General features: G+C 74.4%; 25 protein-coding genes. 8 read left to right on the top strand and 17 right to left on the bottom strand.

All coding sequences use genetic code 11. The annotated features are described in order from the left end of the window. Positions 1–38 precede the first annotated feature (38 nt). From CP977_RS31610 to CP977_RS31600, 3 genes are all read left to right on the top strand, one after another. Positions 39–1,871: a S8 family peptidase gene (locus CP977_RS31610; RefSeq protein WP_152371296.1), complete on the top strand. Its 1,833-nt coding sequence runs from the start codon at positions 39–41 to the stop codon at positions 1,869–1,871. 199 nt (positions 1,872–2,070) lie between these two features. Beyond that, complete coding sequence (locus tag CP977_RS31605) at positions 2,071–3,000, top strand: AurF N-oxygenase family protein (protein ID WP_062759955.1); 930 nt, start codon at positions 2,071–2,073, stop codon at positions 2,998–3,000. A gap of 58 nt (positions 3,001–3,058) precedes the next feature. Beyond that, the gene (locus tag CP977_RS31600) at positions 3,059–4,726 is read left to right on the top strand and encodes an FAD-dependent oxidoreductase (protein ID WP_152371295.1); all 1,668 of its coding nucleotides are present in this window, start codon (positions 3,059–3,061) and stop codon (positions 4,724–4,726) included. An 83-nt stretch (positions 4,727–4,809) separates the two neighbouring features. On the opposite strand, the gene CP977_RS31595 is transcribed toward CP977_RS31600, so the two are convergent. Both CP977_RS31595 and CP977_RS31590 read right to left on the bottom strand, forming a co-directional pair. After that, positions 4,810–5,388 (bottom strand): Type-2Aa cytolytic delta-endotoxin, encoded by a 579-nt coding sequence (locus CP977_RS31595; protein ID WP_062759953.1) that lies wholly within the window; start codon positions 5,386–5,388, stop codon positions 4,810–4,812. A gap of 132 nt (positions 5,389–5,520) precedes the next feature. After that, complete coding sequence (locus tag CP977_RS31590; protein WP_183953364.1) at positions 5,521–6,351, bottom strand: LysR family substrate-binding domain-containing protein; 831 nt, start codon at positions 6,349–6,351, stop codon at positions 5,521–5,523. A 62-nt stretch (positions 6,352–6,413) separates the two neighbouring features. Here CP977_RS31590 and CP977_RS31585 point away from each other — a divergent pair, with 62 nt between their 5' ends. The 4 genes from CP977_RS31585 to CP977_RS31570 all read left to right on the top strand — a co-directional run bounded on the left by CP977_RS31585 (position 6,414) and on the right by CP977_RS31570 (position 9,294). Further along, positions 6,414–6,812 carry a DUF5997 family protein gene (locus tag CP977_RS31585; RefSeq protein WP_062759951.1) on the top strand — a complete coding sequence of 133 codons (399 nt, stop codon included), beginning with the start codon at positions 6,414–6,416 and terminating at the stop codon, positions 6,810–6,812. A 96-nt stretch (positions 6,813–6,908) separates the two neighbouring features. Beyond that, a complete protein-coding gene (locus CP977_RS31580; protein WP_167309013.1) occupies positions 6,909–7,868 on the top strand; it encodes a universal stress protein in 960 nt (319 codons plus the stop codon). Between the two features lie 24 nt (positions 7,869–7,892). After that, on the top strand, positions 7,893–8,393 hold the full coding sequence (locus CP977_RS31575) for a nucleotide triphosphate diphosphatase NUDT15 (RefSeq protein ID WP_152371294.1): 501 nt from the start codon (positions 7,893–7,895) through the stop codon (positions 8,391–8,393). Positions 8,394–8,499: 106 nt separating this feature from the next. Next, positions 8,500–9,294 (top strand): VOC family protein, encoded by a 795-nt coding sequence (locus CP977_RS31570; protein WP_152371293.1) that lies wholly within the window; start codon positions 8,500–8,502, stop codon positions 9,292–9,294. 22 nt (positions 9,295–9,316) lie between these two features. On the opposite strand, the gene CP977_RS31565 is transcribed toward CP977_RS31570, so the two are convergent. The 10 genes from CP977_RS31565 to CP977_RS31520 form a co-directional block, all read right to left on the bottom strand. Then, entirely contained in the window at positions 9,317–9,511 is a 195-nt protein-coding gene (locus tag CP977_RS31565) for a hypothetical protein (RefSeq protein WP_030212092.1), read from the bottom strand. Positions 9,512–9,645: 134 nt separating this feature from the next. Beyond that, complete coding sequence (locus CP977_RS31560) at positions 9,646–10,311, bottom strand: ABC transporter ATP-binding protein (RefSeq protein ID WP_062759947.1); 666 nt, start codon at positions 10,309–10,311, stop codon at positions 9,646–9,648. Further along, the gene (locus CP977_RS31555) at positions 10,304–11,404 is read right to left on the bottom strand and encodes an ABC transporter ATP-binding protein (RefSeq protein ID WP_152371292.1); all 1,101 of its coding nucleotides are present in this window, start codon (positions 11,402–11,404) and stop codon (positions 10,304–10,306) included. The genes CP977_RS31560 and CP977_RS31555 overlap by 8 nt, the downstream gene beginning before the upstream one ends. After that, positions 11,401–12,237, bottom strand: a complete 837-nt coding sequence (locus tag CP977_RS31550) for an ABC transporter permease (protein WP_062759946.1) — start codon at positions 12,235–12,237, stop codon at positions 11,401–11,403. Before CP977_RS31550 ends, CP977_RS31555 begins: the two co-directional genes overlap by 4 nt. Next, complete coding sequence (locus CP977_RS31545) at positions 12,230–13,222, bottom strand: ABC transporter permease (RefSeq protein WP_062759945.1); 993 nt, start codon at positions 13,220–13,222, stop codon at positions 12,230–12,232. The genes CP977_RS31550 and CP977_RS31545 overlap by 8 nt, the downstream gene beginning before the upstream one ends. After that, positions 13,219–14,835 carry an ABC transporter substrate-binding protein gene (locus tag CP977_RS31540; RefSeq protein WP_109184698.1) on the bottom strand — a complete coding sequence of 539 codons (1,617 nt, stop codon included), beginning with the start codon at positions 14,833–14,835 and terminating at the stop codon, positions 13,219–13,221. Before CP977_RS31540 ends, CP977_RS31545 begins: the two co-directional genes overlap by 4 nt. A 164-nt stretch (positions 14,836–14,999) precedes the next feature. Next, positions 15,000–16,085, bottom strand: a complete 1,086-nt coding sequence (locus tag CP977_RS31535; RefSeq protein WP_152371291.1) for an acyl-CoA dehydrogenase family protein — start codon at positions 16,083–16,085, stop codon at positions 15,000–15,002. Then, complete coding sequence (locus CP977_RS31530; protein WP_062759942.1) at positions 16,082–17,269, bottom strand: acyl-CoA dehydrogenase family protein; 1,188 nt, start codon at positions 17,267–17,269, stop codon at positions 16,082–16,084. Before CP977_RS31530 ends, CP977_RS31535 begins: the two co-directional genes overlap by 4 nt. Then, entirely contained in the window at positions 17,266–18,234 is a 969-nt protein-coding gene (locus CP977_RS31525; protein WP_079131506.1) for an NADPH:quinone oxidoreductase family protein, read from the bottom strand. Before CP977_RS31525 ends, CP977_RS31530 begins: the two co-directional genes overlap by 4 nt. A gap of 107 nt (positions 18,235–18,341) precedes the next feature. After that, positions 18,342–18,929: a helix-turn-helix domain-containing protein gene (locus CP977_RS31520; protein WP_062759940.1), complete on the bottom strand. Its 588-nt coding sequence runs from the start codon at positions 18,927–18,929 to the stop codon at positions 18,342–18,344. 68 nt (positions 18,930–18,997) lie between these two features. Between CP977_RS31520 and CP977_RS31515 the strand changes: the two genes are divergently transcribed. Further along, entirely contained in the window at positions 18,998–19,951 is a 954-nt protein-coding gene (locus CP977_RS31515; RefSeq protein ID WP_062759939.1) for an NAD(P)/FAD-dependent oxidoreductase, read from the top strand. A gap of 10 nt (positions 19,952–19,961) precedes the next feature. Here the strand turns inward: CP977_RS31515 and CP977_RS31510 are convergent, their stop codons facing one another. The 5 genes from CP977_RS31510 to CP977_RS31490 all read right to left on the bottom strand — a co-directional run bounded on the left by CP977_RS31510 (position 19,962) and on the right by CP977_RS31490 (position 26,738). Then, positions 19,962–20,714 carry a PIG-L deacetylase family protein gene (locus CP977_RS31510; RefSeq protein WP_062759938.1) on the bottom strand — a complete coding sequence of 251 codons (753 nt, stop codon included), beginning with the start codon at positions 20,712–20,714 and terminating at the stop codon, positions 19,962–19,964. Continuing rightward, entirely contained in the window at positions 20,711–21,643 is a 933-nt protein-coding gene (locus tag CP977_RS31505) for an SIS domain-containing protein (protein ID WP_109184692.1), read from the bottom strand. Before CP977_RS31505 ends, CP977_RS31510 begins: the two co-directional genes overlap by 4 nt. A 414-nt stretch (positions 21,644–22,057) precedes the next feature. Then, on the bottom strand, positions 22,058–23,173 hold the full coding sequence (locus tag CP977_RS31500; RefSeq protein WP_062759936.1) for a glycoside hydrolase family 5 protein: 1,116 nt from the start codon (positions 23,171–23,173) through the stop codon (positions 22,058–22,060). 343 nt (positions 23,174–23,516) lie between these two features. Beyond that, positions 23,517–24,347, bottom strand: coding sequence for an ammonia-dependent NAD(+) synthetase (gene nadE / locus CP977_RS31495; protein ID WP_109184691.1), 831 nt, complete (start codon positions 24,345–24,347; stop codon positions 23,517–23,519). A gap of 243 nt (positions 24,348–24,590) precedes the next feature. Next, positions 24,591–26,738, bottom strand: coding sequence for an ATP-binding protein (locus CP977_RS31490; RefSeq protein ID WP_244412640.1), 2,148 nt, complete (start codon positions 26,736–26,738; stop codon positions 24,591–24,593). Between the last annotated feature and the right edge of the window lie 35 nt (positions 26,739–26,773).

The raw sequence follows: 26,773 nt of genomic DNA, 5'->3' as shown, positions 1-26,773 counted from the left end.
CACGCGCCACAGGCGCCACCGGGCCATCGGAGGACGCAATGTTTTCCCTCATACCCGGCCGGACGGCCGGCCGGTCGAGAACCTCGGCCACAGCCGTCGCGGCCCTCGGCACGATCGTGGCGCTCGCCGCCCCCGCCGGACTCGCCCACGCAGCAACGTCGGACACCGCGCCCGTCGCGGCCCGTTCGGCGGGGGCGAGCACGGCCACCACCGCGAAGGCGGCGGCTCCGGCCGCCTGGGCCGCGGGCACGCGCGCGTACCTGGTGATCACGGCCCCCGGCGGCACCGCCGCCGTGACCGGCTCCGTGGCCACCAAGGGCGGTTCGGTCTTCGCGACCTACGACGCGATCGGCGTGATCGTGGCGCACTCGACGTCCGCGTCGTTCGCCTCCTCGATGCGCACGGTCTCCGGCGTCCAGCAGGTCGGCGCGACCCGGACGTCCGACGTCCCGGCCGACGCCTACGACCCGGCGCTCCCGGCCAATCCGTCGCAGTCCACGACGACGCTGACCGAGTCCAACCGCTGGGACATGACGCAGATCAAGGCCGACCAGGCCTGGGCGGTCACCACCGGCTCGGCGTCGGTCAAGGTCGGCGTCCTGGACACCGGCGTGGACGACCGGCACCAGGACATCGCGCCCAACTTCAACGCCGCCGACTCGGCCTCCTGCGCCTACGGCAAGGCGGACACCCGGGCGGGCGCCTGGCGGGACGTCGACACCCACGGCACGCACGTCGCGGGCACGATCGCGGCCGCCAAGAACGGCAAGGGCGTCATCGGCGTCGCGCCGGGCGTGAAGATATCCTCGGTCCGCATCGCGGAGCCCGGCAGCACCCTGTTCTTCGCGGAGAACACGATCTGCGGCTTCATGTGGGCCGGTGACCACGGCTTCAAGGTCACCAACAACAGCTATTACACGGACCCGTGGCAGTTCAACTGCCCGGACGACCTGGACCAGGCCGCCATCATCGAGGGCGTCCGCCGGGCGCAGGAGTACGCCGAGGGCAAGGGCTCGCTCCAGGTCGCCGCCGCCGGCAACTCCAACTACGACCTGGCGAACAAGACGACCGACACGGCGAGCCCCAACGACTCGACCCCGGTCACCCGCACGATCACCAACGCCTGCATCGACATCCCGACCGAGCTGCCGGGCGTCGTGACCGTCGCCGCGCAGGGCAACGGCGGCGCCAAGGCCTCGTACTCGAACTTCGGCAACGGCGTGATCGACATCGCGGCCCCCGGCGGCGACGGCTCCTCGGGCGTCTACTCGACGCTCCCGGGCGGCAAGTACGGCAACATGAACGGCACGTCGATGGCGTCCCCGCACGTGGCCGGCGTCGCGGCGCTGATCGCGAGCGTGAACCCGTCCTTCACCCCGGCGCAGATCCGGGACCAGCTGGGCGTCCAGGCGACCGACCGGGCCTGCCCGTCGGACACCCGCTGCAAGGGCACCGCGACCAAGAACGGCTTCTTCGGCGAGGGCGCGGTCGACGCCCTGAAGGCCGTCGGCGGCTCGACCCCGCCGCCCGGGAAGTACTTCGAGAACCTGACGGACGTGACGGTCCCCGACAACACCACGGTCGAGAGCCCGATCACGGTCAGCGGTGTGACGGGCAACGCGCCCGCCACCCTCAAGGTGGGCGTGGACGTCAAGCACACCTACATCGGTGACCTGAAGGTCGACCTGGTGGCCCCGGACGGCAGCGTCTACACGCTGCACAACCGGACCGGGAGCGGCACGGACAACATCGTCCAGACGTACACCGTCAACGCCTCCTCCGAGGTGGCGAACGGGGTCTGGAAGCTGCGCGTGAACGACAACGCGTCCCAGGACACCGGGAAGATCGACGCCTGGAACCTGACCTTCTGACACCGCGCGACCCCCTGACGGGGCCGGAGCCGCCACGGCTCCGGCCCCGTTCGCGCGTCCGGGAGGAAAGCTTTCGGAAACAAGTCCTTACCGAGGGGTAGGCCTACCCGGGCACCTTGCTATACGTTCCGTCTAACAAGCTTGCTAGACGGGACGTCTAACAAGCCTCCGAGTCGATCGCGATCCAAGGAGCCGCACCATGGCAAGCAGCACCGTTCGCCCGGACAGCCACGACGGAGCCGAGGACAGGGACGTCTCGGACGCGGACGTCGCCGAACGCCTGCTCCGGTCCGCCGCCAAGCTCTCGTACGACCCGGCCGCCGAGGTGGACTGGGACACCCCCCTCGACAAGAACTTCCACGGCCAGAGCCCCGAGTGGAACAGCCTCTACGGCACGGCCTACTGGAACGAGATGACCGAGGAGCAGCGCAAGGAGCTGACCCGGCAGGAGGCCGCCTCCGTCGCCAGCACCGGCATCTGGTTCGAGATGATCCTCCAGCAGATGGTGCTGCGGGACATGTACGCCAAGGACCCCACCGACCCCCGGTTCCAGTGGGCCCTGACCGAGATCGCGGACGAGTGCCGCCACTCGATCATGTTCGGCCGCGGCTCCGCGAAGCTCGGCGCCCCCGCCTACCGGCCGCGCCGCGCGGTGCTCGAACTGGGCCGCGCCTTCAAGACGGTGGGCTTCGGCGAGGCGGCGTACGCCGCGATCCTGGTCGCCGAGGAGGTCCTCGACGTCATGCAGCGCGACTGGATGCGCGACGAGCGGGTCGCCCCCTTCGTGCGCACCATCAGCAACATCCACGTGGTCGAGGAGTCCCGGCACATGAAGTTCGCCCGGGACGAGACGCGCCGCCGCCTCGCGCGGGCGAGCACGGCCCGCCGCCACTTCCACGCCCTGGTCGTCGCCATCGCCTCGTACTACATCGTCACCAGCATGGTCAGCCCCGACGTGTACAAGCAGGCCGGACTCGACCCGGAGCGGGCGCGCCGCGAGGCCGCGGCCAACGAGCACTACAAGTCCCAGCTGCGCTCCAGCTGCGCCGGGCTCATGGAGTTCCTCGCCTCGGCCCGGCTGCTCACCCGGCCCGCGCTGCTCATCTACAAGCGCGCCAGCCTGATCTGACGCCGCGTCCGCACCCGCACCCCGTACCCGTACCTCGCACCCGAACCGAGTCGACGAGATGACCTACGCGATCACCCAGACCTGCTGCAACGACGCGACCTGCGTCGCCGTCTGCCCGGTCAACTGCATCCATCCGACGCCCGAGGAACCGGACTTCGGCACCACGGAGATGCTGTACATCGACCCCAGGGCCTGCATCGACTGCGGCGCCTGCGCCGACGCCTGCCCGGTCGACGCCATCTTCCCGGCGGACCGCCTCACCGGCCGGCTGCGGGAGTACGAGACGATCAACGCGGGCTACTACACAGAGAACACTGCGCGTGAGCCCGGCCCGGCCGTGGCCTCGCCCAACTTCCACACCTGGGGCGAACCCTCCTTCCCCCGCTCGCTCCCGTCCGACTTCGCGCCGCTGCGGGTCGCGGTCGTCGGCACGGGACCGGCCGGCATGTACGCCGCCGAGGACCTGCTCCTGCACACCAACGCCGAGGTGACGCTGATCGACCGGCTGCCGGTGGCCGGCGGTCTCGTCCGCTACGGCGTGGCGCCCGACCACCCGGCGACCAAGGGCGCCGGGGAGACCTTCGCCCGCTTCCACTCCCACCCCCGGGTCCGGATGCGGCTCGGCGTGGAGATCGGCCGGGACGTCACCGCCGAGGAGCTCGCCGCCCACCACGACGCGGTGGTCTACGCGGTGGGCGCGCCCGCCGACCGGCGGCTCGGCATCCCCGGCGAGGACCTGCCGGGCAGCGTCTCGGCGACCTCCGTCGTCTCCTGGTACAACGCGCACCCGGAGACCGGCGCGGACGCCGTCCCGCTCTCCGCCGAGCGGGTCGTCGTGGTCGGCAACGGCAACGTGGCGCTCGACGTGGCCCGCGTCCTCGTCACGGACCCGGCCGCCCTCGCCGGCACCGACATCGCCGACCACGCCCTCGCCGCCCTGAGCGGCAGCCGGGTCCGCGAGGTGGTGCTGCTCGGCCGCCGGGGCCCCGAGCACGCCGCGTACACGGCCTCCGAGCTGCTCGCCCTCAAGCACCTCCCGGACGTGGACCTGGTCGTCGACGACCGGGACCCGCGCACCGGCGCCGCGATCGACGCGGCGGCGGCCGGGGAGAAGGCGGCGCTGCTCCGGGACGTGGCCCGGGAGGCGGTGGACTGGACGCGGCCGCCCGCGCCCGACCGGCGCCGGATCGTGCTGCGCTTCCACTCCGCGCCGGCCGAGGCGCTCGGGACCGACGCGGTGCGGGCGGTCCGGGTGACCGAGGACGGGTCGGAGGCCGGTACGGAGATCGGGGCGGAGCTGCTCGTCCGGGCGATCGGCTACCGGGGCGTGGCGCTGCCGGGGCTTCCGTTCGACGAGGCCACCGGCACCGTGCCGCACGAGGCGGGGCGGATCAGCGGCATGCCGGGCGGCTACGTCGTCGGCTGGATCAAGCGCGGGCCCTCCGGCGGCATCGGGGCCAACCGGGCGTGCGCGGAGGAGACGGTCGGGACGCTGCTCGCGGACGCGGTCGCGGGGGCGCTGCCGAAGCCGACGGGCACGTCGGCGGAGTTCCGCAGGCTGGCCAGGAGCCGCAGCAAGGGGCTCGTGGACGCGCGCGGTCTCGCGGCCATCGACCGGACCGAGCGGGCGCGGGGCCGGGAGGCGGGCCGCCCCCGGGTCAAGCTCGCCACGGTGCCGGAGCTGGTCGCGGCGGCGCGGGGCAGCCGCCGGCGCCGGCCGGTCTGAGCGGCGGGACGCCCTCACGGGTCGGTACGGGGGTCCGGCCCGGGACGGCGGGCCGGCGGTACGGAACGCGGACGGGCGGTCCGTCAGGCCGCGAGGCCCAGGGCCTGGCGGATCACGATCGCGTTCAGCCGCACCGCGAAGGGCGCGACGTCCGTCAGGTCGAGCGCGACGGCCTCCGCCTTCGGCAGCTCGACGGTCACGTCCACGCAGAAGGCCAGGGCGTACATGTGCTCCCCGGTCTCCTCGTCCTGGAGGGCGAAGAAGAGGTCCCGGTAGAAGCGGGTGCGTTCCCCGGACTCCTCGTAGAAGGAGAGTCCGGGCTGCCCCTCCTGGGCGGCGAGGCCCGTGAAGGCCGCGACGAGCTCCCGCTCGACGGTGGCCCAGAAGCCGGCGTCCGCGCACTCGGGCGGGAGCGCCTGCCGGACGGCCTCCTTGAGGGAGAGGACCATGACCAGGACGGGGGCGTGCTCCTGGAGCCCCCAGCCCCTGACCATCCGCACCACGGTGCTGTCGGGGACGGCGGCGGCCGCCTCCCGTATCGCCTCGAAGTCGAAGTTGACGGTCGCCGGGGCGATCGCCTCCTGGAAGACCCGGTCGATGGACCGGGCCTGGTCGAGGTGGTCCGGGCCCACCTCGACGACGGTCCTGAAACTGGCGGCCAAAGCTCCTCCTGTGTGATCGGTGTGATCGACGCGATCGGTGTGATCTCGGTGATCAGGAGGGGTCAGTATGGCGAGCGAGCGCGGTACGGGCGGGGCGTGTCCGGCGTACGGACGCGCCGGCCCGGGCGGCGCTCAGGACCTGCGGCGCGGCTTCCCGCTCCGGCCGCCGCGCGCGGAGCCCCCGGTGCCACCTCTGCGGGCCGCGGGCCGTCCCGACGTACGGGAACCGGCCCCGGACTTACCGGACTTGGCCGGCTTCCCCGATCCGGACGCGGCGGGCTTCTGCTCCTTCCGGCCCTTCTTCTCCTCGGCGCGGCGGCCCCGGGTGCTGTTCACCGTCCGGCCGCGCACGATGCCGATGAACTCCTCCACCAGGTCGGGGGCCTCGTCGGCGGCCGGCCACGACAGGGCGACGCGCGACTGCGGGACGCCGGTGAGGGTCCGGTAGGTGAGGTCCTTGCGGTGGTGCAGCCGGGCGAGCGACTGGGGGACGACGAGCAGGCCGACCCCGGCCGCGACGAGTTCGATCGCGTCGGCGGTGGTGGCGGGGCGCTCGAACGCCGGGCGGCCCGGCGGGCGCTCCCAGCCGAGGGTGTCGTCGAGGGGGTGCAGGACGAGTTCGTCGGCGAGGTCCTCCGCCGCCACCTCCTCGACCGCCGCGAACAGGTGGTCCTTGGGAACGACGACGACCGTCGTCTCCGTGTAGAGCGGAATCGCGCTGAGGTCGTCCCCGTCGACGGGGAGCCGGACGAGGCCCGCGTCCGCCGCGCCCTCCCGGAGCGCGCCGAACGCCTCGGCCGGGGTCACGGCGTGGAGGGTCAGCGGTACGTCGGGCAGGCGCTCGCTCCAGATCCGCACCCACTTCGAGGGGGTCACGCCCGGCACGTACGCGAGCCGGAACGAGGGGGAGTCCGCGGAGGGATCCGGGGAGGGGGCCGAGGGGGAAGCGTCCGAGCCTGTCACCCCGCCAGGTTACGACAGCCGCCGTGGTCGGAGTCCGTCCACATGCTCGATACCCTGGACGCATGACGTCGCACCAGAACACCCAGACGATGAAGCCCGCGACCGCGGCGAAGAAGCTGGGTGTGTACCTCGAGGCCACCCCCGCGGAATTCCAGGAGGGTGTCGTCTCGCGCACCGAGCTGAACGAGCTCCAGGCCGATCCGCCCGCCTGGCTCCAGGAGCTCCGGAAGAACGGTCCGCATCCCCGCCCCGTGGTCGCGTCGAAGCTGGGCGTCTCCATCGCCGGTCTCGCGCGCGGCGGCATCACCGAGCCCCTCACCACCGAGCAGATCGACGCCCTCAAGCAGGAGTCCCCCGAGTGGCTCCAGAAGGAGCGGGCCACCCAGGCGGAGGTCCGCAAGGAGACCGTCCGCATCAAGGAGCGCGACGCGGAGCGGGCGCGCCGCGCGCAGGAGGCCTGACCTCCCCCTCCCGTTCCCCCGCTCCCCCTCCTCCGGCCCGGTCACGACCGGGCCGGACCGGTGTGGCGCGGGGGCCGGTGAGGGAGTCATCCCCTCATGAGTGATCACCCCCTCGTGAGGGACACCAGCACCGCGCACCGGCCGCCGGTCGTCGTCGGCGTGGACGGGTCCGAGCACGGTCTCCGGGCCCTGGAATGGGCCCTGGGCACCGCGGAGAACACCGGCTCCCCGCTGGTCGTGGCCCACGTCCGCCCCGAGGAGCTTCAGCTCGGCGCCGCCCGCATCGAGTCCCTGGGCGGGGCGCCGGAGCTCCCCGACACGGTGCTGAACGGCGTGGCCGCCGGGATGGAGCGGCGCGGACCCCGCGTCCCCGTGCGGTACGAGTCCCTCGACGGGTCCGTGACGGACGCCCTGGCGGCGGTCGCCCGGGGCGCCCGGCTCCTGGTGACCGGCTCCCGGGGCCGCGGCGGCTTCGCGAGCCTGCTGCTCGGCTCGACGAGCCGCACCCTGGCCGCGAGCGCGCCCTGTCCGCTCGTCGTCGTCCCGCACGAGGCCCGTACGGCCGCCCCGGAGGGCGAAGCGGGGGCGGGCCGGGTGCTCATGGGCCTGCATCCGGAGGAGTCCCCGGACGAGGTGCCGGCCTTCGCCTTCGAGGAGGCGCACCACCGGGGCGTACCGCTGGAGGCCGTGACCGCCTTCCGGCTGCCCCCGCCGCAGGGCGCCCTGCTCGCCGCGCCGTCCCCGGCGCTCCAGGTGCCGCCCCCGCTGCCCCTCGCGGACGACGCCGAGGAGCTCGTACGGGGTGCGGAGCGGGAGCAGGAGGAGCGGCTGCGGCCCTTCGCCGCGCGGTGGCCGGACGTGGAGCTGCGCCCGGTGGTGGTGCCGGGGGACGCGGCGGGGCGGCTCGTGGAGGGCTCGCGGGACGCGGGCCTGCTGGTCGTGGGGCGGCACCACCGGCACCGGCTCGGGTCGCTGCTCGTCGGTTCCGTCGCCCACGCGGTGCTGCACGAGGCCCACTGCCCGGTGGCCGTGGTGCCCCCGGCGCCCGCCGGGTGAGGACGGGCTGGTAGAAGGAGTGCCATGACCGCCTCCCAGCAAGCAGCCGCAGCCCGGCGCAACGTCCAGCCGCCGCCCGCCCACGCCTCCCTCGGAGCGGGGGTCGTCGTGACCGACGCCTCCGGCCGGGTCCTCCTCGGGCTCCACCGCTCCGGGGTGTGGGAGCTTCCGGGCGGCAAGGTCGAGCCGGGCGAGTCCGTGGAGGCCGCGGCGGTCCGCGAGCTGGCCGAGGAGACGGCGCTGGTCGCGGACGCGGCCGACGTGGAGGTCCTGGGGCTGATCCTGGACTCGGTCACCTCCGACCGCATGACCCGGATGACCGTGGCCACGACGGTGGGTGCCTTCCGCGGGGCGCCCGCCGTGACCGAGCCCGACAAGATCGAACGCTGGGAGTGGACGGACCCGGACCGGCTGCCGGAGGCTCTGTTCCTGCCCTCGGCGCAGGTGCTGCGGACGTGGCGGCCGGACCTGCCGATCCCGGACGGCCCGTTCCACCGGTACGCGATGGCCCGGCTGCCCGGCTGACGCACGGCGCTCCGGTGCCGCTCCGCGTCGCCGCGCGGGGTGCGGCGGCCCTGACTAGCGTGGCTCACAGGAAGCACACGTCATCGACCGGAGGAGAGTCACCGTCATGGCCGCACGACCTGAAGGCACGCCGATCTGGACCGACGCGATGTTCACCGACGCCGAGGCCGCCAAGACGTTCTACGGCGACGTGCTCGGCTGGACCTTCGCCGAGGCCGCCACGGAGTTCGGCGGCTACACCCAGGCCTCCAAGGACGGGAAGGCGGTCGCGGCCGTCGTCCCGCCGATGCCGGGGCAGGACACCCCGCCGCAGTCGGCCTGGTGTCTCTACTTCTCGTCGCCGGACGCCGCCGCCACGGCGGAGCGGATCCGGACCGCGGGCGGCACCGTCCTGATGGAGCCGATGCGGATCGGCGAGTTCGGGACGATGTGCCTCGCGCGGGACCCGGCGGGCGTCGTGTTCGGCGTCTGGCAGCCGGGGACGCACGAGGGCTTCGAGCTGGAGGGCGAGACCGGCTCGTACGCCTGGGCGGAGGTGTTCACCCGGGAGCCGGAGAAGTCCGACGCCTTCTTCACGTCCGTCTTCGGCTACGGCTCGAAGCGGATGAAGGACGAGGAGGTCGACTACAAGGTCTTCGACCTGGGGAGCGACCCGGTCCTCGGGCGGATGACGATGACCGACGACTTCCCGCCGGAGGTCCCCCCGTACATCCAGATCTACTTCGCCGTCGACAACTGCGACAAGGCCGTGGAGGCGGCGGAGCGGCTCTCCGGGCGGAAGGTGTTCGGGCCGATGGACAGCCCGTTCGGCCGGTTCGCCGCGATCCTGGACCCGCAGGGGGCCGCCTTCGCCGTGATCGACATGAGGACCACGGTGGGCGAGATGCCCGAGATGGAGTGACCCGCCGCCCCGTGCACGGGGGTCACGGCTTGAGGCTGGAGACCACGTCGGCGGTGGCGGCGACCCCCTCGTGGATGGTGGGCGCCATGCTGGTGCCGGCGAGGAAGAAGCCGAGCAGGGCGCAGACGATCGCGTGCGAGAGCTTGAGACCGCCGTTCCGCAGGAAGATCACGGCCAGGATCAACAGGAGCAGCACCACAGAAATGGAAACGGCCATCGCCTTCACGTCCCTCCGACGCCGCACCGGAATTGCGGCTTTCGGCGGACAGTGTGGCGGAATGAGCGCTCCGTCCGGGCGTATGGCGGGGCGGCCATCCGGGTGAGATCCGGTCCGGGGCCCCGCCGGGGCGGTCACTTCCCGGCCGGCAGGCAGTCCTTCCACTCCACCGTGCGGTCGCACCAGCGGTTCAGGAGGACGCGGTCGTGGCCGACGGCGAGGAGGCCGGCGCCGGTCTCCGCGCGGTAGGTCTCGACGGCGGCGACCAGGGCGGCCGTGGTGGAGGCGTCGAGCATGGCGGTCATCTCGTCGCAGATCAGCCAGCGGGGGCGCAGGGTGAGGGCACGGGCGAGGCAGGCGCGCTGGAGCTGTCCGTCGCTGACCTCGTGGGGGCGGCGGACGAGCAGGTCGGGGGTGAGGCCGACGGCCGGTGCCAGCTCGGCCAGGCGCGCGTCGGCCTCGGCGCGGCGGCCGGTGGCGCGCAGCGGTTCCACGACCAGGTCGGCGAGGGTGAGCCGGGGGTCGGCGGCGGTGCGGGGCTGCTGGAAGACGACGCCGACGGCGGTGCGCAGCTCGCGCGGGGCGCGGTGGCGCCAGGCCCGTACCTCGGTGCCGTCCAGGACGAGCCGGCCCGCCTCGGGGCGGTGGAGGAGGGCGGCGACCCGGGCGAGGGTGGACTTGCCGCAGCCGCTGGGGCCGAGGAGGCCGACGGACTCGCCGGGGGCGACGGTGAGGGATGCGCCCCGGAAGACGGGGGCGCGGCGGTCGTAGCCGGCGGTGACGGCGTCGAGTTCAAGCACGGGGGTGCTCCGGGTGGTGGCAGGCCACCCCGGCCGCGGGCTCGGGGCGGGTGGCGCAGAGGTCGGTGGCGCGCGGGCAGCGCGGGGCGAAGGCGCAGCCCCCGGGCAGGTCGGTGAGTTCCGGGGGCATGCCGGGGATGGGGGCGAAGGCCCGGTCGGGCAGGGCGTCGAGCAGGCCCCGGGCGTAGGGGTGGCGGGGTCCGGCGGGGCCGAAGAAGCGGTGGGCGGGGGCGATCTCCACGATCCGGCCCGCGTACATGACGGCGACGCGGTCCGCGATCCGCTCGGCGGCGGCCAGGTCGTGGGTGATGAGGAGCAGGGCGCGGCCGTCGTCGGCGTGGCGGCGCAGTTCGTCCACGGTGCGGTCGACCAGGTCGCGGTCGAGGCCGGTGGTGGGCTCGTCGGCGAGCAGCAGCCGGGCGTCGCCGATGAGGGCGAGGGCGGTGGCGGCGCGCTGGGCGAGGCCGCCGGAGAGCTCGTGCGGGTAGCGGTCGAGGTGGTCGGCGGGGAAGGCGGTCCGCCCGGCCGCTTCCTCGGCGGTCGCGCGCCGGGCGCGGCGGGAGGTGCCGGTGAGGGCCCGGACGGTCTCTTCGAGCTGGGACCGTACGGTGCGGACGGGGGTGAGGTGGGCGGCGGGGCTCTGCGGTACGAGGCCGACGCGGCGGCCCCGTACGGTGCGGGCGAGGGTCTTCTCGTCGGCGGCGAGCAGGTCGGTGCCGCCCTGGCCGTCGGGGTCCGCGAGCAGGGCCGTGCCGGAGGTCTCGGCGTTGCCCGGGAGCAGGCCGAGGAGGGCGGAGGCGAGGACGGACTTGCCGCAGCCGCTCTCGCCGACGAGGGCGAGGCACTCCCCCGCCGCGAGGTCGAAGTCGGCGTCGCTGACGGCGTCGACGGTCCGGCCGCCGCGCAGCCGGAAGCGGACGGTGAGGCCGCGGACGCTGAGGACGGCGTCCTCGGCCCGCTCGGCGGTGACGGCGTCGAGCGCCCGGAGGAGCCTGTCCTCCGGGACGCCGAGGGCGCCCGGGACGCCGGGGGCGCCGGGGGCGTCGGCGGCTTCGGGGGCGTTCGGGGCCTGGGAGGCGCGGGGCGCGTTCACAGCATCAGCTCCGATCGGCGGCGCGGGTTGAGCCGGTCGCGCCACACGCCCGCGAGTCCGGCGATGGCGAGGGTCGGCACGATGAGGAGGAGGCCGGGGAAGAGGGTGGGCCACCAGTACCCGGCGAGGAGCGAGGAGCGGGCGTTCTGCACCAGGTTGCCCAGGCTGGCCTGGTGGCTGGGGAGGCCGAGGCCGAGGAAGGAGAGCGCGGACTCGTGCCACATGGCGTGCGGGACCATCAGGACGGCGGCGAGTCCGGCCTGCGGCAGGACGGCGGGCAGCAGGTGCCGGACGGCGACGCGCCACCGGCCCGCGCCGCCCGAGACGGCGGCGTCCACGAAGGGCCGGGTGCGCAGCGAGAGGACCTCGGAGCGCACGATCCGGGCGGTGGAGAGCCAGTGGGTGACGGCGACGGAGACGATGACGGGCCAGACGCCGGGCCGGAAGAGGGCGACGACGAAGATGCCGAGGAGCAGGTGCGGCACCGAGGAGAAGGCGTCCACGAGCCGCATCAGGGTGCGGTCGGCCCAGCCGCCGAGCGCGCCGGCGGCGGCTCCGACGGTGGTGCCGATGACGGTGGCGACGAGCGCGGCGACGAGTCCGACGAGGAGCGAGACCCGCAGGCCGTAGACGCAGCGCAGCAGGAGGTCGCGGCCGAGGTCGTCGGTGCCGAAGGGGTGGTCCCAGGACGGCGGCAGGAGCTTGCGGGAGAGGTCGACGGCCTGCTCGTCCAGCTGGACGAGCGGCGGGACGAGCAGGACGGCGAGGAGGACGGCGCCGACGGTGACGGCGGAGGTCCAGAACCGGATCCGGTGGGTGCGCGGGTCAGCCATCGAAGCCCACCCTCGGGTCGGCCAGGCCGTACAGCAGGTCGGAGAGGAGGTTGCCGAGGAGGACGGCGGCGGTGGCGAGGACGGTGAGCGCGGCGAGCAGCGGGAAGTCCACGGAGGTGGCGGCCGTGACGGTGGCGGCGGCGATGCCGGGCCAGCTGAAGACGGTCTCCACGAGGAGGGCGCCGGTGATCAGCTCGGGGACGCGGGAGCCGACGAGGGTGAGCATGGGGAGCATTCCGGAGCGGAGGGCGTGGCCGGTGAGGACGGTCCGCTCGCCCAGGCCGCGGGCGCGGGCGCCGCGCACGGGGTCCTCGTCGAGGGCGTCGCCGACGCCCTGGCGGACGTACAGGAAGAACCACGGGAGCTGGGAGATCCCGAGGACGAGGGCGGGCAGCACGAGGTGGCGGGCGACCTGGTCGAAGGTGACGGTGTCGCTCGCGGTGTCGGTGAGCCCGCCGGCCGGCAGGACGCCCAGTTTCAGGGCGAAGAACCAGATGGCGAGGAGGCCGAGCCAGAAGGCGGGGGCGGCCTCCAGGGTGTACGCGGCGGAGCTGACGGCCCGGTCCAGGAGGCCGCCGCGGCGGCGCCCGGCGAGGACGCCGAGGAGGGTGCCGAGGGCGATGGCCACGGCGAAGGCGGTGGCGGCGAGCAGGACGGACCAGCCGAGGCGCTCGGTGATGACCTCGGCGACGGGCCGGCGCATGACGGCGGAGTCGCCGAGGTCGCCGGTGAGGGCGGCGGTGAGCCAGTCCCACCAGCGGGTGAGGAGGGGCCGGTCGACGCCGAGGTTGGCGCGGAGCTGGTCGAGGTTCTCCTGCGAGGCGGTGAGTCCGGCGGTGCCGGCGTAGGCCTTGACGGGGTCGAAGGGGGAGGCCTCGGCGACGGCGAAGACCGCGAGGGTGACGGCGAGGAGGACGGGGACGGCGGCCAGGGCGCGCCGTCCCGTCATCCGTGCCATGGCCCCCCAGGGGAGGCGGCGTTTCACTTCTGCGCCGCTCCGGTGCCCTTGGGCTTCCAGCTCTCGACGTTCCACCAGGGGCCGGCGGCGAGGCCGTGGTCGTGCGGCTCGGTCTGGGTGCTCAGGCCGTCCCAGGAGTCGTTCACGACGTAGAGGTGGTCGATGTGGGTGAGGAAGGTGTAGCCGGGGTTCTTCACCAGTTCGCGCTGGACGGTGTCGTACGCGGCGTGCCGCTTGGCGGGGTCGTCGGTGCGGCGCCCGTCCTCCAGGGCCTTGTCGACGGTCTTGTTGTCGTACCAGGCCATGTTGTTGAAGCCGTCGCCGCCGAGGGAGGACTTCAGGAGGAGGTACTGGTCGAAGTCGGGGTCGCCGGGCGAGCCGCCGCCGGCGAGGACGGCGTCGGTCTTCATCCGGGGCTCGATGACCTCCCAGGTGCCGGCCTGGGTGGTGATGTCGATGCCGGCCTTCTTGGCGTCGGAGGCGTAGGCGAGGGCGTGGTCCTGACGGAGCTTGTCGCCGGAGAGGTACCAGAGCGGGAAGGCGGCGCGGACGCCGTCCTTGACGCGGACGCCGTCGGGGCCGGGCTTCCAGCCGGCCTCGTCGAGGATCTTCTGCGCCCCGGCGAGGTCGTGGCGGCGCTCGGTGCCCTTGGTGAACCAGGGGCTGTCGGTGGGGACGGGCCCGTAGGCGGGCTTTCCGGCCCCTTCGAGGATCTTGTCGACCATGGTCTCGCGGTCCACGGCGAGGTCGAGGGCGCGGCGGACGGCGGTGTCGCCGGTCACCTCGTGGTGGGTGGGGAGGGTGACCGTGCGGTAGTCGTAGGTCTTCGCCGCCCAGGTCTTCTTGCCCTTGTCGGTCTTGAAGCCGGCGGCGAGGTTGGGCGGCAGGATGGCGCCGTCGAGGTCGCCGGCGCGCAGCCGGGTGGCGCGGACGTCGTCGTCCTTGATGATCGCCATGGTGAACTTCTTCACCCGCGGCGCGCCGTTCCAGTAGGTGGGGTTGGCCTTGAAGCTGAGCTTCTCGCCCTTGGACCAGCCGGTGAGGACGTACGGTCCAGTGCCGATCGGCTTGGTGGTGAAGGCGCCGGTGTTGACGTCCTGCTTCGCGGCGACGTGCTCGGGGGCGATGGCGTGGACGGTGCGCTCGGCGAAGGGCGCGTAGGGGTACTTGAGCCGGAAGACGACGGTGTCGTCGCCGACCGCCTCGACGCTCTTGAGGGCGTCGAGCTCGGTGCGGGAGGGGTTGTTCGTCTTCGGGTCGAGGATCGTGCGGTACGTGAAGACGACGTCCTTCGCGGTGAAGGGCACTCCGTCGCTGAAGGTGACGCCCTTGCGGAGGGCGTAGGTGTAGGTGAGGCCGTCGTCGCCGACCCGGGGCAGTTCGCGGGCGAGGGCCGGCTTCAGCTTCATGTCGGCGTCGAAGGCGAGGAGGCCGTCGAATATCTTCGAGTTGCCGTCCTTGCCGTAGCCGAGGAGGGGGCTGAGGCTGTCGGGCTCGTAGGCGATGCCGACGACCGCGGAATCCTTGGGCCCGCCGGTGCCGTCGGCGGGGGCGCCGGGGTTCGTGCAGGCCGCGGCGGTGAGGGCGAGGGAGCCCGCCAGCACCGTGGCCGCCGCGTTGCGGATGGATCGGGCGGTCATCGTGTCCGTACCCCTTTTTGAAGATCGACCGTTCTTGCCAACAGCTCGCAATTAAACAGTACGTATAAGGGGTACGGACAGACGGGCCCCTTACCCGAGGGGCGGGCGGTGCGTGCGGGGCGCACGGGCCCGCACGGGTGTCGCGTGCGGGCCCGCCCCGGTCCCTACGCGGGCGCCGGGAGGTCCGCCAGGGCGGCGATCGCGTCCTGGTGGCGGCCCGCCGGACCGAACGCGATCCGGTCGGCCTTGGCCCGCTTGAGGGCCAGGTGCGCGGGGTGCTCCCAGGTCATGCCGATCCCGCCGTGCAGCTGGACGCACTCCTCGGCGGCGCGGACCGCGACCTTGGAGCAGTACGCCTGGGCGACGGCCACGGTGAGCGGGACGTCCTCGGCGCCCCGGGCGAGGGCGTCGGCGGCGGCGCGGGCGGCCGCCCTGGCCCCGACGACGTCCAGCCAGAGCTGGGCCATGCGGTGCTTCAGGGCCTGGAAGGAGCCGACGGGCCGGTTGAACTGGTGGCGCTCGCGGGTGTACCGGACGGTGTCCTCCAGGCACCGTTCGGCGAGGCCGAGCTGCTCGGAGGCGAGCAGTCCGGCGCCCGCGAGCAGGCCGCGCCGGACGGCCGCGCGGGCGGCGTCCGGGCCGGCGAGCCGGGTGCCGGTGCCGGGTTCGACGGTGACCCGGGCGAGCGGGCGGGTGAGGTCGAGCGGGGTCTGCGGCTCGACCGTCGCCTCACCGGCCGGTACGGCGTACAGGCCGTCGGCGCGCGGGACGAGGAGGACGTCGGCGGCGATGGCGTCGGCGACGGCCGCCGCGGAAGGGGCGTGCGGCGGGTCCGCGTCCGGGGCGGTCGACAGGGACACGGCGAGGACCGCGACCGTGCCGCCGCCCGCGACGGCGGCGAGGAGCTCGGCCGCCGGGGCGCTCTCCGCCGCGAGGGCGAGCAGGGTCTCGGCGGCCACCACCGCGCTCGTGAGGTACGGCAGCGGGGTGACCGCGCGGCCCAGCTCCTCCAGGACGACGGCGGCCTCGCGGTGGCTCGCGCCCTGGCCGCCGAGCTTCTCGGGGACGAGGAGTCCGGCGGCGCCGATGTCGGTCGCGAGGGACGTCCAGAGGCCGGGGACGTACGGGGTGTCCGTCTCGATCCGGTCGAGGAGGACCGTGTGGCCGGCCCGGTCGGCGAGCAGGGCGCGGACGGCCGCCCGCAGGTCGTCCTCGGTGTCGGAGTAGAGGAGATCGAGCCGGTCGGTCATCGCGCGAGGTCCTTCCAGGGGACGTCCTTGTCGTTGCGGGGCTCGGAGGGCAGGCCGAGGACCCGCTCGGCGACGATGTTGAGGAGCACCTCGCTGGTGCCGCCCTCGATCGAGTTGCCCTTGGAGCGCAGATAGCGGTAGCCGGCGTCGCGGCCGGTGAAGTCGACCAGTTCGGGGCGGGTCATGGCCCACTCCCCGTACAGCAGGCCCTCGTCGCCGAGGAGTTCGACCTCCAGGCCGCTGATGGCCTGGTTGAGCCGGGCGAAGCCGAGCTTCATGGCGCTGCCCTCGGGACCGGGCTGGCCGGCGACGAGCTGCTGGCGGAGGCGTTCGCCGGTGAGCCGGGCGACCTCGGCGTCCACCCAGAGGTCGAGGAGGCGCCGGTGCAGCTCGTGGGTGCGCAGCTCGGGGCGCTCGCGCCAGGTGGCGGCGAGCTTCCCGATCATGCCGCCCTCGCGGGGGATCCGGGCCCCGCCGATGGAGACCCGCTCGTTCATCAGGGTGGTCTGGGCGACCCGCCAGCCGTCGCCGACCTCGCCGAGGCGGTGGGCGTCGGGGATGCGGACGCCGGTGAGGAAGACCTCGTTGAACTCGGCCTCGCCGGTGATCTGGCGCAGCGGCCTGACCTCCACGCCGGGGTCGGTCATGTCGCAGACGAAGTAGGTGATGCCCCGGTGCTTGGGGGCGTCCGGGTCGGTGCGGGCGATGAGGATGGCCCAGCGGGCGAGGTGGGCGCTGGAGGTCCACACCTTCTGCCCGTCGACCACCCACGTGTCGCCGTCCCGGACGGCCCGGGTGCCGAGGGCGGCGAGGTCGGAGCCGGCGCCGGGCTCGCTGAAGAGCTGGCACCACACCTCCTCGCCGACCCACAACGGCTTCAGGAAACGGCGCTTGACCTCGTCGGAGCCGTACGCGAGGAGGGTGGGGGCGGCCATGCCGAGACCGATGCCGATCCGGCGCGGGTCGTTGTCGGGGGCTCCGGCGGCGGCGAGTTCGGCGTCCACGACCGCCTGGAGGGCGCGGGGCGCGTCGAGGCCGCCGAGGCCGACGGGGTAGTGCACCCAGGCGAGGCCGGCGTCGAAGCGGGCGCGCAGGAAGTCGGTGCGGTCGGTGGTGGCGGGCGGGTGCGCGGCGAGGAGGGCGCGGGTGCGGGCCCGCAGGTCGTCGGCGTCGGGCGCGGTCACGCGTGGACCCCTTCCGGGAGGACGACCAGGCGGCCGGTGGTGGTGCCGTCGGCGACGCGCCGGACGGCGTCGGCCGCGCCCGCGAAGGGGACGCGCTCCGCGACGAGCGGCTTGATCAGGCCCTTGGCGGCGTAGGCGGTGAGGGTCTCGTGGCAGCGGCCGATCGAGGCGGGGTCCTTCACCGCGTACAGGCCCCAGTGGAGGCCGAGGACCGAGTAGTTCTTGACCAGGGCGTGGTTGAGGGCGGGCGCGGGGACGGTGCCGCTCGCGAAGCCGACGACCACGATCCGGCCCTCGAAGGCGACGCACTTCGCGGACTGCTGGTAGGCCTCGCCGCCGACCGGGTCGTAGATCACGTCGGCGCCCCGGCCGCCGGTGGCGGCCTTGACGGCGGCGACGACGTCCTCGGAGCGCCGGTCGATCACCAGGTCGCAGCCGAGGGCGCGGGCGACGGCGGCCTTCTCGGGCCCGCCGACGACGCCGATGACGGTGGCGCCGGCGGCCTTGCCGAGCTGGACGGCCGCGCTGCCGACGCCGCCGGCCGCCGCGTGGACGAGGAGGGTCTCGCCCTCCTTCAGGGCGGCGCGGCGGTGCAGGCCGAACCACCCGGTCTGGTAGCCGATGTGGAGCGCGGCGGCCTCGGCGTCGTCGAGCGCCTCGGGGGCCGGGAGCAGTCCGGCGGCGTCGGCGAGGGCGTAGTCGGCGAAGCCGCCGTGCGGGAGGGCGGCGGTGGCGATGACCCGGCGCCCGTCCTCGGTCTCGGCGCAGACCTCGACGCCGGGGGTGAAGGGCAGCGGGGGGCGCACCTGGTAGTGGCCGCGGCAGAGCAGCGCGTCGGGGAAGTTGACGTTGGCGGCGCGGACCTTCAGGAGGACCTGCCCCTCGCCGGGGACGGGCGTCTCCACTTCTTCGCGGCGCATCACCGCGTCCGGTTCGCCGTTCTCGTACACACGCCATGCCTGCATCCGGGAGCCTCCTCCGTACCGTGCGGTCGGTTGCATACTAAGCGGTCGCTTGTCGCGAGGGAACGGGCCGGCCGGACTTCACCGGAAACGGGCCGGCGGATCACGGGTCAGCGGGACTTCTCGGGCCGGGCCCTGACGTGCATGCGTTCCCCCTGCGGCCCGAACAGGCTCAGGAACTCCACCGGGCCGTCACCGGCCGGCCCGAACCAGTGCGGGACGCGCGTGTCGAACTCGGCCGCCTCCCCCGCCGTCAGGACGACCTCGCGCCCGCCGAGGTGGAGCCGGAGGGTGCCCGAGAGCACGTACAGCCACTCGTACCCCTCGTGCACCCGGGGCTCAGGGGACGCGTACGGCTTCTCCTGGATCACCTTGTACGCCTGGAGGCCGCCGGGCTTGCGGGTCAGCGGGTACATCGTGCGCCCGTGCCGCACGATCGGCCTGGCCTTGACCCGGGGGTCGCCCACGGGCGGCGCGCCGACCAGTTCGTCCAGCGGGACCTGGTGGGCGCGGGCGAGCGGCAGGAGCAGTTCGAGGCTGGGCCTGCGCTGCCCGGATTCGAGGCGGGAGAGGGTGCTCACGGAGATGCCGGTGGCGGCGGAGAGCTCGGCCAGGGTCACTCCCCGGTCGCGGCGGACCCGGCGGAGGCGGGGGCCGACCTCGTTCAGGACGGCGTCGATGCGGTCGTCTTCGGTCATGGATCCAGTGTTGCAGGAACGGCAAGTTCGTTTGCGGTTACGGCAGGGTCGGAGCGAACCTCGGTCCCATGAACGCACACACGGAGCAGTACGAGGTGGTCATCGTCGGCGGCGGCGCGGCCGGGCTCAGCGCGGCCCTGGTCCTGGGCCGGTCGCGGCGGCGGACCCTGGTCGTCGACGCAGGCGAGCCCCGCAACGCCCCCACCGCCCACATGCAGGGCGTCCTCTCCCGGGACGGCATGAGCCCCGCCGCGTACCTGGCGGCGGGCCGGGAGGAGATCGCCGCGTACGGGGTGGAGTGGCGGGCCGGCCGGGTGACGGGCGCGGAGCCGGACGGGCGGGACGGCTTCACCGTGTCGCTCGCGGACGGCACGGCGGTCGGCGCGCGGCGGCTCGTGGTGACGACCGGGCTCGTGGACGAGCTGCCGGAGATCGACGGGGTGGCCGAGCGGTGGGGCCGGGACGTGCTGCACTGCCCGTACTGCCACGGCTGGGAGGTGCGCGACCGGCCGTTCGGGGTGATCGCCCATCCGGCGATGCCGGCGCACCAGGCGCTGATGGTCTCCCACTGGTCCTCGGACGTGACCCTCTTCCTGCACACCGCCGCCGGGCTCTCCGAGCGGGAGGCGGCGCTGCTCGACGCGGCGGGGGTGGAGGTCGTGGCCGGCGAGGTCGCCGGGCTCGCGGTGGAGGACGACCGGCTGACCGGGGTACGGCTCGCCGACGGGCGGTTCGTGCCGCGCGAGGTGGTCTTCGTCGGGGCAGCGCGGCTCGCGGCCCGGGACGGGGTGCTGCGGCAGCTGGGCGCGAAGCTGGACGAGACGCCGTTCGGGGAGTTCGTCGCGGTGGACGGGACGGGCCGGACGAGCGTGCCCGGGGTGTGGGCGGCGGGGAACGTGACCGGCCCGCAGGAGCAGGTGGTCAACGCGGTGGGCCTGGGCTACCGGGCGGGCGTCACGATCAACACCGAGCTGCTGTTCGGTGATCTGGAGGCGAAGGTGGAGGGCGGGACGCCCTCCTGACGCGGTCCGGTCAGCGGGGGAACAGTTCGAAGGTGACGGCCGGTCGGCCACCGAAGCGGTCGGCGGCCCCGCCCGTCGTCCCGGCGAGGAAGGACCGGACGTACTCCTCCGGGTCCTGGTCCGTCAGGGCCTCGATGTAGGTGCGGTGGCAGAGGAGCGAGCGGACCGCGCGCTCCAGGCCGGGGCCCGCGTCCACGGCGTGGGTGGGGGTGCTGGAGGCGGCGACGGCGACCCAGCGGACGCCGTCCCACGGCTCCAGACCCTCTTCCGTCAGCTCGGGGAAGATCCAGCGGTTCCCGGCGTCGGCCGCCGCGTCCAGGGCGGCGCGGCCGACGGCCCGGTGATCGGGGGTGTTCCAGGGGGCGCCGGGGCCGCCGCCCCAGGTGTCGCGGTGGTTGAGGGTGACGACGAGCTCGGGGCGGTGGCGGCGGATCGCGGCCGCGATGTCGCGGCGCAGGGCGGTGCCGTACTCGACCACGCCGTCCCGGTGGTCGAGGAACTCCACGGTGTCCACGCCGACGACGGCGGCGCTGTCCCGCTGTTCGCGCTCGCGCAGCGGGCCGCAGACGTCCGGGGCGAGGGTGTCGATGCCGGCCTCGCCGCGGGTGGCGAGGACGTAGACGACCTCCTTCCCGGCGTCGGTCCAGCCGGCGACGGCGGCCGCGCAGCCGTACTCCAGGTCGTCCGGGTGGGCGACGACGGCGAGGGCGCGCCGCCAGTCGCCGGGCATCTCGGCGAGGTCGGGGACGTCGTTTGCGGTCATGAGCGCAGGATACGGGCCGCCTCCGGGCCCGTCGGGCGGAACGCACCGGCGAGGATCACCGACCGCGAGACGTGCCGGGGCCGGTCGGGGTTGAGGCCGCGCCGGTCGGCGAGGGCGACCGCGAGCCGCTGGGCGCGGACGAGGGCGGCGACCGGGTCGATGGCGTCGGCGGCGAACAGGGCGCCGGTGGACTCCACTTCGTCGCGCAGGCCCGAGGGCGCGGGGCCGAGGCACCAGACGAGGCTGGAGCGGTCGCTGATGCTGATCGGGCCGTGGCGGTACTCCATCGCCGCGTACGACTCCGTCCAGGCGCGGGCCGTCTCGCGCAGTTTGAGGGCGGCGTCGTCGGCGAGCCCGACCGTCCAGCCGGTGCCGAGGAAGGTGAACTGGCCGCGCCGCTCCCAGACGGCGGGCAGCCGCTCGTACAGGACGAGTTCGGCGTCCGCGATCGCCGGTCCGAGGTCCACGCCGAGCCCGGCGCGCAGGAGTTGGAGGGCGGTGGTGGCGAACCGGGTCTGGACGACGGAGCGTTCGTCGGCGAAGCCGAGGTCGAGGACCCGGTCGGCGAGCCGCCCGGCCGGGCTGTCGGGCGCGCCGGTGAGCACGAGCGCGGGGACGCGGCCGGCGGCGCGGGCGAGCAGGTCCACGACCTCCGTGGTGGTGCCGGAGCGGGTGAGGGCCACGATCCGGTCGTAGCCGCGCCCGAGCGGGGTCCCGTCGGAGGCGGGGAAGGCGTCGGTCTCACCCGCGCCGAGGGACTCGCGCAGGGCGGCGTAGGCGCGGGCCATGAAGTACGAGGTGCCGCATCCGACGACCGCGACGCGCTCGCCCCGGGCCGGCAGCAGTCCGGCGCACCGCTCGGCCTCCTCGGCGGCCCGGCGCCAGCAGTCGGGCTGTCCGGCGATCTCGGCGCCGACGTGAGTGCTCATGGTCCGGGTCCTCTCCTCGCGGGCGCCTCGGGGCCCTGCCGCGATTTCTACCGGCGCCCGCCGGGAACGCACCATGTGCGCGAGGGACCCACCGCTTGGACTTTTGCGCGGCGGCGGGGGTGGCGGTCCCGTTGTCGGAGGCCTCCGCTTGAATGCGCCCATGACCGTCCATGGCGTGGCCCGGCTGCTCCCCTCCCCCGCCGGCCTGAGGAACCTGTGCCGTTCACCGGCGATGCTCGACGCGATCCTGAGCCCGGACCGGGAGGGCCGGTACCACTCCTACGACGCCGGCCGGGCCGAGGACGAGGAGACGGCCTCGATGCGCAACGGGTCGGGGACAGGCCCTGGGCGCGGACGCCCCCGCCGGGGCGGTGGGCCGCGCGGCGGGGGCGTATTGGTCGCAGGGCAGGCCGGTCAGGAGGTGGGGAAGTCGTCCGCCGTCCTGATGCGGTCGCGGATCCAGACGCCGGCGGGCTTGAGCGGCCCGGTGCCGGTCCAGGGGCCGCCCTTGCCGCAGGTGCCGGTCTTGAAGACCGCGCCGCTGCGCTCGTCGTCGGAGAAGTTCCAGTTGACCCAGCTGATCTTCTTGGCGGCCATCAGGTCGAGGTACTTCTGCGTCATCGTGAAGTCGTTGGAGCCCTCGCCCGCGTAGTTCTGGGTGCCGAACTCGGTGACGAAGACGGGCAGCTTGTCGGCGGCGCGGGAGAGGGTCTTCAGGTACTCGTCCCGGTGCGAGTACGCGTAGAAGTGGAAGGTGTACATGATGTTGGCCGCGTTCACCGGGCTGGAGACGACCTCGGACTCGTTCGCGCCCTCCGAGACGCCGAACGAGGACCACGCGCGCGTGCCGACGAGGACCGGGGTCTCGGGGTCCTTGGCGCGGACGACGGGGATGAGCTGCTCGGCGTAGCTCTTGATCCTGGACCAGGACACGCCGCTGGGCTCGTTGGCGATCTCGTACAGCAGGTTGGTCTTGCTGTTGTGGCGCTGGGCGATCTCGGTGAAGAAGGTCTTGGCGCGGGAGAGGTTGTGGTGGGGGTCGCCCGGGTCGAGCATGTGCCAGTCGACGATCACGTACATGCCGCGCGCGGTGGCTTGCTCGATGAGCGCGTGGGCGAGGTCGGTGTACTTGCGCGGGTCGGTCTCGTAGCCGTCCTCCTGGACGTACGTGGAGACGCGCAGGACGTCGGCCTTCCAGTCCGTGGCGAGGGCGTCGAGCGAACCGCCCGTCAGACACCGGCTGTACCACTGGGTGCCGTGCGAGGACATGCCCCGGAGCTGGATCGGCTTGCCGTACCGGTTGCAGAGCTTGGTGCCGCAGACCTTGAGCTGTCCGTTGATCGCGGCCGGGGTGGTGGCGGCCGCCTTGGCCGGCGCGGCGGCGGAAGCGGGTGCGGGTGTGGGTGTGGGGGCGGGTGCGGCGTTCACGGTCTGCGGGGCGGCGGCGAGGCCGAGGAGCAGGGCGCCGAGGGCGGTGCCGGCGACGCCGAGGCGACGCGCGCGGGATCGTACGGTTCGTGCGGAAGTCATGGGGGTCTCCACGGAACGACGAACGAGGGCTGGACGCCGGAGAGTTGCCGCTTCCGGAATCCGGACTGGAAGGAAACCTTCCTAACGGATGGATAGCAGGGCTGCGGACCGCCCCGCAAGGGCCGTGACCGGAAACGCTGTTCGGCGGGCTGACAACCGGCTGGTCGGGATCCGCCGTGGCGTCGGTTCGCCAAGGGGGCCCTTGCGGGTGGGTGGTTCCTCGCCCCGTCCGAGCCCGGCCGAGCCCGTCCGGGCCACGGGGATAGGGGGCCGGGGGCCGTGGAGAGCGCGAAGGGCGGCGGCCCGGTGGCCGCCGCCCTTCTTGCTTGTGCGCCCGGTCGGATCAGGGGGCGATCGGAAGCTGCCGCTTGTGCTCGGTGAGCTCGTAGCGGCGGACGATCGCGTCGAAGGCCTCCCGGGAGACCGGCTTGCCCTCCAGGAAGTCGTCGATCTCGTCGTACGTGACGCCGAGCGCGTCCTCGTCGGGCTTGCCCGGGTCGAGGGTCTCCAGGTCGGCCGTGGGGACCTTCCGCACCAGGCCGTCCGGGGCGCCCAGCTCGGCGGCGACCGCGCGGACGCGCCGCTTGGTCAGACCGGTCAGCGGGACGACGTCGGCGGCGCCGTCGCCGAACTTGGTGAAGAAGCCGGAGACGGCTTCGGCCGCGTGGTCGGTGCCGACGACGAGGCCGTCGTGGGCACCGGCGACCGCGTACTGGGCGATCATCCGCTGGCGGGCCTTGATGTTGCCCTGCACGAAGTCCTGGTGGTGGGCGTCGCGGAAGGTCACGTCACCGGCGAGGCAGGCCTCCAGGGCCGCGTCGCTCGCCGCCTTCACGTCCACGGTGAGGACCTTGTCGGGGCGGATGAAGTCGAGGGCGGTCTGCGCGTCCTTCTCGTCGGCCTGGACGCCGTAGGGCAGGCGCATCGCGTAGAAGACGGCGTCGTGGCCGGCGGCGCGGGCGCGCTCCACGGCGAGCTGGCAGAGCCGGCCCGCGGTGGTGGAGTCGACGCCGCCGCTGATGCCGAGCACGAGCGCGCGCAGCCCGGTGGAGGTGAGGCGCTCGGCGAGGAAGGCCACCCGGCGCTCGATCTCCGCCGCCGGGTCGAAGGTGCCGGACACCTGGAGGTCCCGGGCGATCTGCTGCTGGAGGGCGGTGGACGCCGGGTCGGTCACGTGAGGTCTCCTCGTCGGGGGTCGTTCGCTCGTACGGTTCGTACGGCTCCTGCGTGTACGGGGCGACTCTACGCACCGGGGCGTCGAGCCGTCGCCCCGCGCCGCCCCGGCGCGTTTCGGCAGGTGGGGTGGCACGCGCGGACGTGGCGACGGCTTCGGCGGCGGTCGGTGCCGTGGGCCGGTCCCGTGTCGCGGATGTCCCGGTCCGCCGGATTCAAACGCGCCGGACGGCCGCCGGGTGCGTCAGCCGTGCTGTCCGGGGCCGCGCAGGGCGCGGTCGAGGCCGTCCTGCGGGAGGCCGGTGAGGGCGCGGACGAAGATCTCCTCGTAGGCGGGCTCGCCGATCGAGGCGCGGACCGTGTCCGTGTACTTCTCGTGCAGGGCCCGCAGGCCGGGCAGGCCGCGCCGGGGCTGGCCGGTGGAGCGCCAGTACGCCTCCCCGGTGCCGGAGACGTCCGCGGCGCGCTCGCCCTCGCCGGCCGCCGCGAGGGCGGTGGCCAGGACGTCGAGGCCGAGGGCGACGCCGAGGCTCGCGCCGAGCCGGCGGGTGCCTTCGAGCATGGCGCGGGCGTGGCCGGAGGCGGCGACCGGGTCGCCCTCCAGGAGGCCGGTGAGGGCGAGCTGGTACTCCAGGGCGGTGCGGGTCCAGTGCTCGTCGAGCTCCTCGCACAGGGCGCGCAGCCGGAGCGCCTTCTCCCGGGCCTCCGCGAGCCGGCCGAGGCCGGTGAGGGCGAAGACCCGCACGAGGTGGCAGCGGAGCCGGGCGGCGGAGTCGGCCGGTCCGCCGCGGGCGGCGTCGAGGACGTGGCCCACGACGACGTGGGCGGCCGTCGGGCGGCCGGTGGTGAGGGCGAGGAGGCCGGCGAGGGCGGCGGCGTCGAGGGTGAGGTCGCCGGGCCGGTCGCGCCCGGACCCGGTACCGGCACCGGTCTCGATGCCGGCCCCCGTCTCGGTACCGGCACCGGGACCGACTCCGGCTCCGGCTCCGGCCGGTTCGGCGTACTCCGCGTGTCGGGCCTCGCGGGCGCACCGCTCGCTGACGTCCTGGGCGGGCCCGAACTCGCCCTGGAGGACGAGGGTGACGCCGAGGGCCCACAGGGCGCGGGCCCGGACACGGCCGCGGGCCTCGCTGAGGAGCAGGGCCTGTTCGAGGCCGTCGCGGGCCTCGCGGAGGCGGCCCCGGCAGGACCAGGCGAAGGCGACGGAGCCGACGAGGTCGAGGGCCGCGTCGGGGTCGGTGCGCAGGAGCCGGTCCAGGGCGGTGCGCAGATCGGTGTGGTGGGCGTCGACGGTGCGGTACCAGCGGAGCTGGCGGGCGCCGTGCCATTCGGTCTCGGCCCGGCCCGCCAGGCCCCGGAAGTGGGCGGCGTGCCGGTCGGCGACGGTTCCGGCCTCGCCGGTGCGGTCCAGCCAGGTCGCCCCGTACTCGCGGATCGTGTCGAGCATCCGGTGGCGCCCGGCGGCGTCGGGCGGGCGGACCACGGAGGCGCGGACGAGCCCGTCGAGCGCCTCCGGCAGGGTCGCGCGGTCCAGCGGCCCGCCGGTGCACACGGCGGTCGCGGAGGCGAGGTCGAAGGGGCCGCGGAAGACGGAGAGCCGGGCCCAGAGGAGGCGTTCGAGCGGGGTGCTCAGCTCGTGGCTCCAGCCGATGGCGGCGCGCAGGGTCTGGTGGCGGCTGGGCCAGACGCGCTCGGTGTGGGCGAGCAGGTCGAAGCGGGCGCCGGGCGCGGCGTCGAGGCGGGAGCCGAGCTGGTCGCGCACGGCCTCGGCGCTCTGGAGGCGGATCTGTGCGGCGGCGAGTTCGAGGGCGAGCGGGATGCCCTCCAGGCGTACGCAGATCTCCCCGGCGGGCCCGGCGGCGGGGAAGTCCTCCCCGGCGGCGCGGCGGAGCAGGGCCAGGGCGTCCGGTCCGGCGGGCGGCAGCGGGTCGAGGGCGATCGTCTCCTCCCCCGCGACGCCGAGGGGGCGGCGGCTGGTGGCGAGGACGGTGAGTCCGGGGGCGGCGGCGAGGAGTTCGGCGACGAGCCGGGCGCAGGGCTCGGCCAGGTGCTCGCAGGAGTCCAGGACGAGCAGCAGCCGGTCGTCGGCGAGCCGGCGGCAGAGGCCGGTGGCGGCCATGCCGGGGGTGTGGTCGGCGAGGTCCACGGAGTCGGCGACGAGCGCGACGAGCAGCCGCTCGCCGTCGAGCTGGCCGAGGTCGGTCCACCAGGCGCCGTCCGGGTACCGCTCGGCGGCCCGGTGTGCGGCGCGCAGCGCGAGCCGGGTCTTCCCGACCCCCCCGACGCCGGTCACGGTGACGAGGCGGTGCTCCGCCAACGCGGCGGAGACGCGCTCCAGTTCCGTGCGGCGTCCCACGAAACCGGGGTTCTCGTCCGGCAGATGTCCACGCACGGAAGCAGTGTCCCTCATATGTCCCTCGAACGGGT

The sequence above is a fragment of the Streptomyces cinereoruber genome (assembly GCF_009299385.1).
Lineage (GTDB): Bacteria > Actinomycetota > Actinomycetes > Streptomycetales > Streptomycetaceae > Streptomyces > Streptomyces bikiniensis.
Note: the sequence above shows the minus strand (reverse complement) of the source record. Positions and strands in the feature narration are given on the sequence as shown.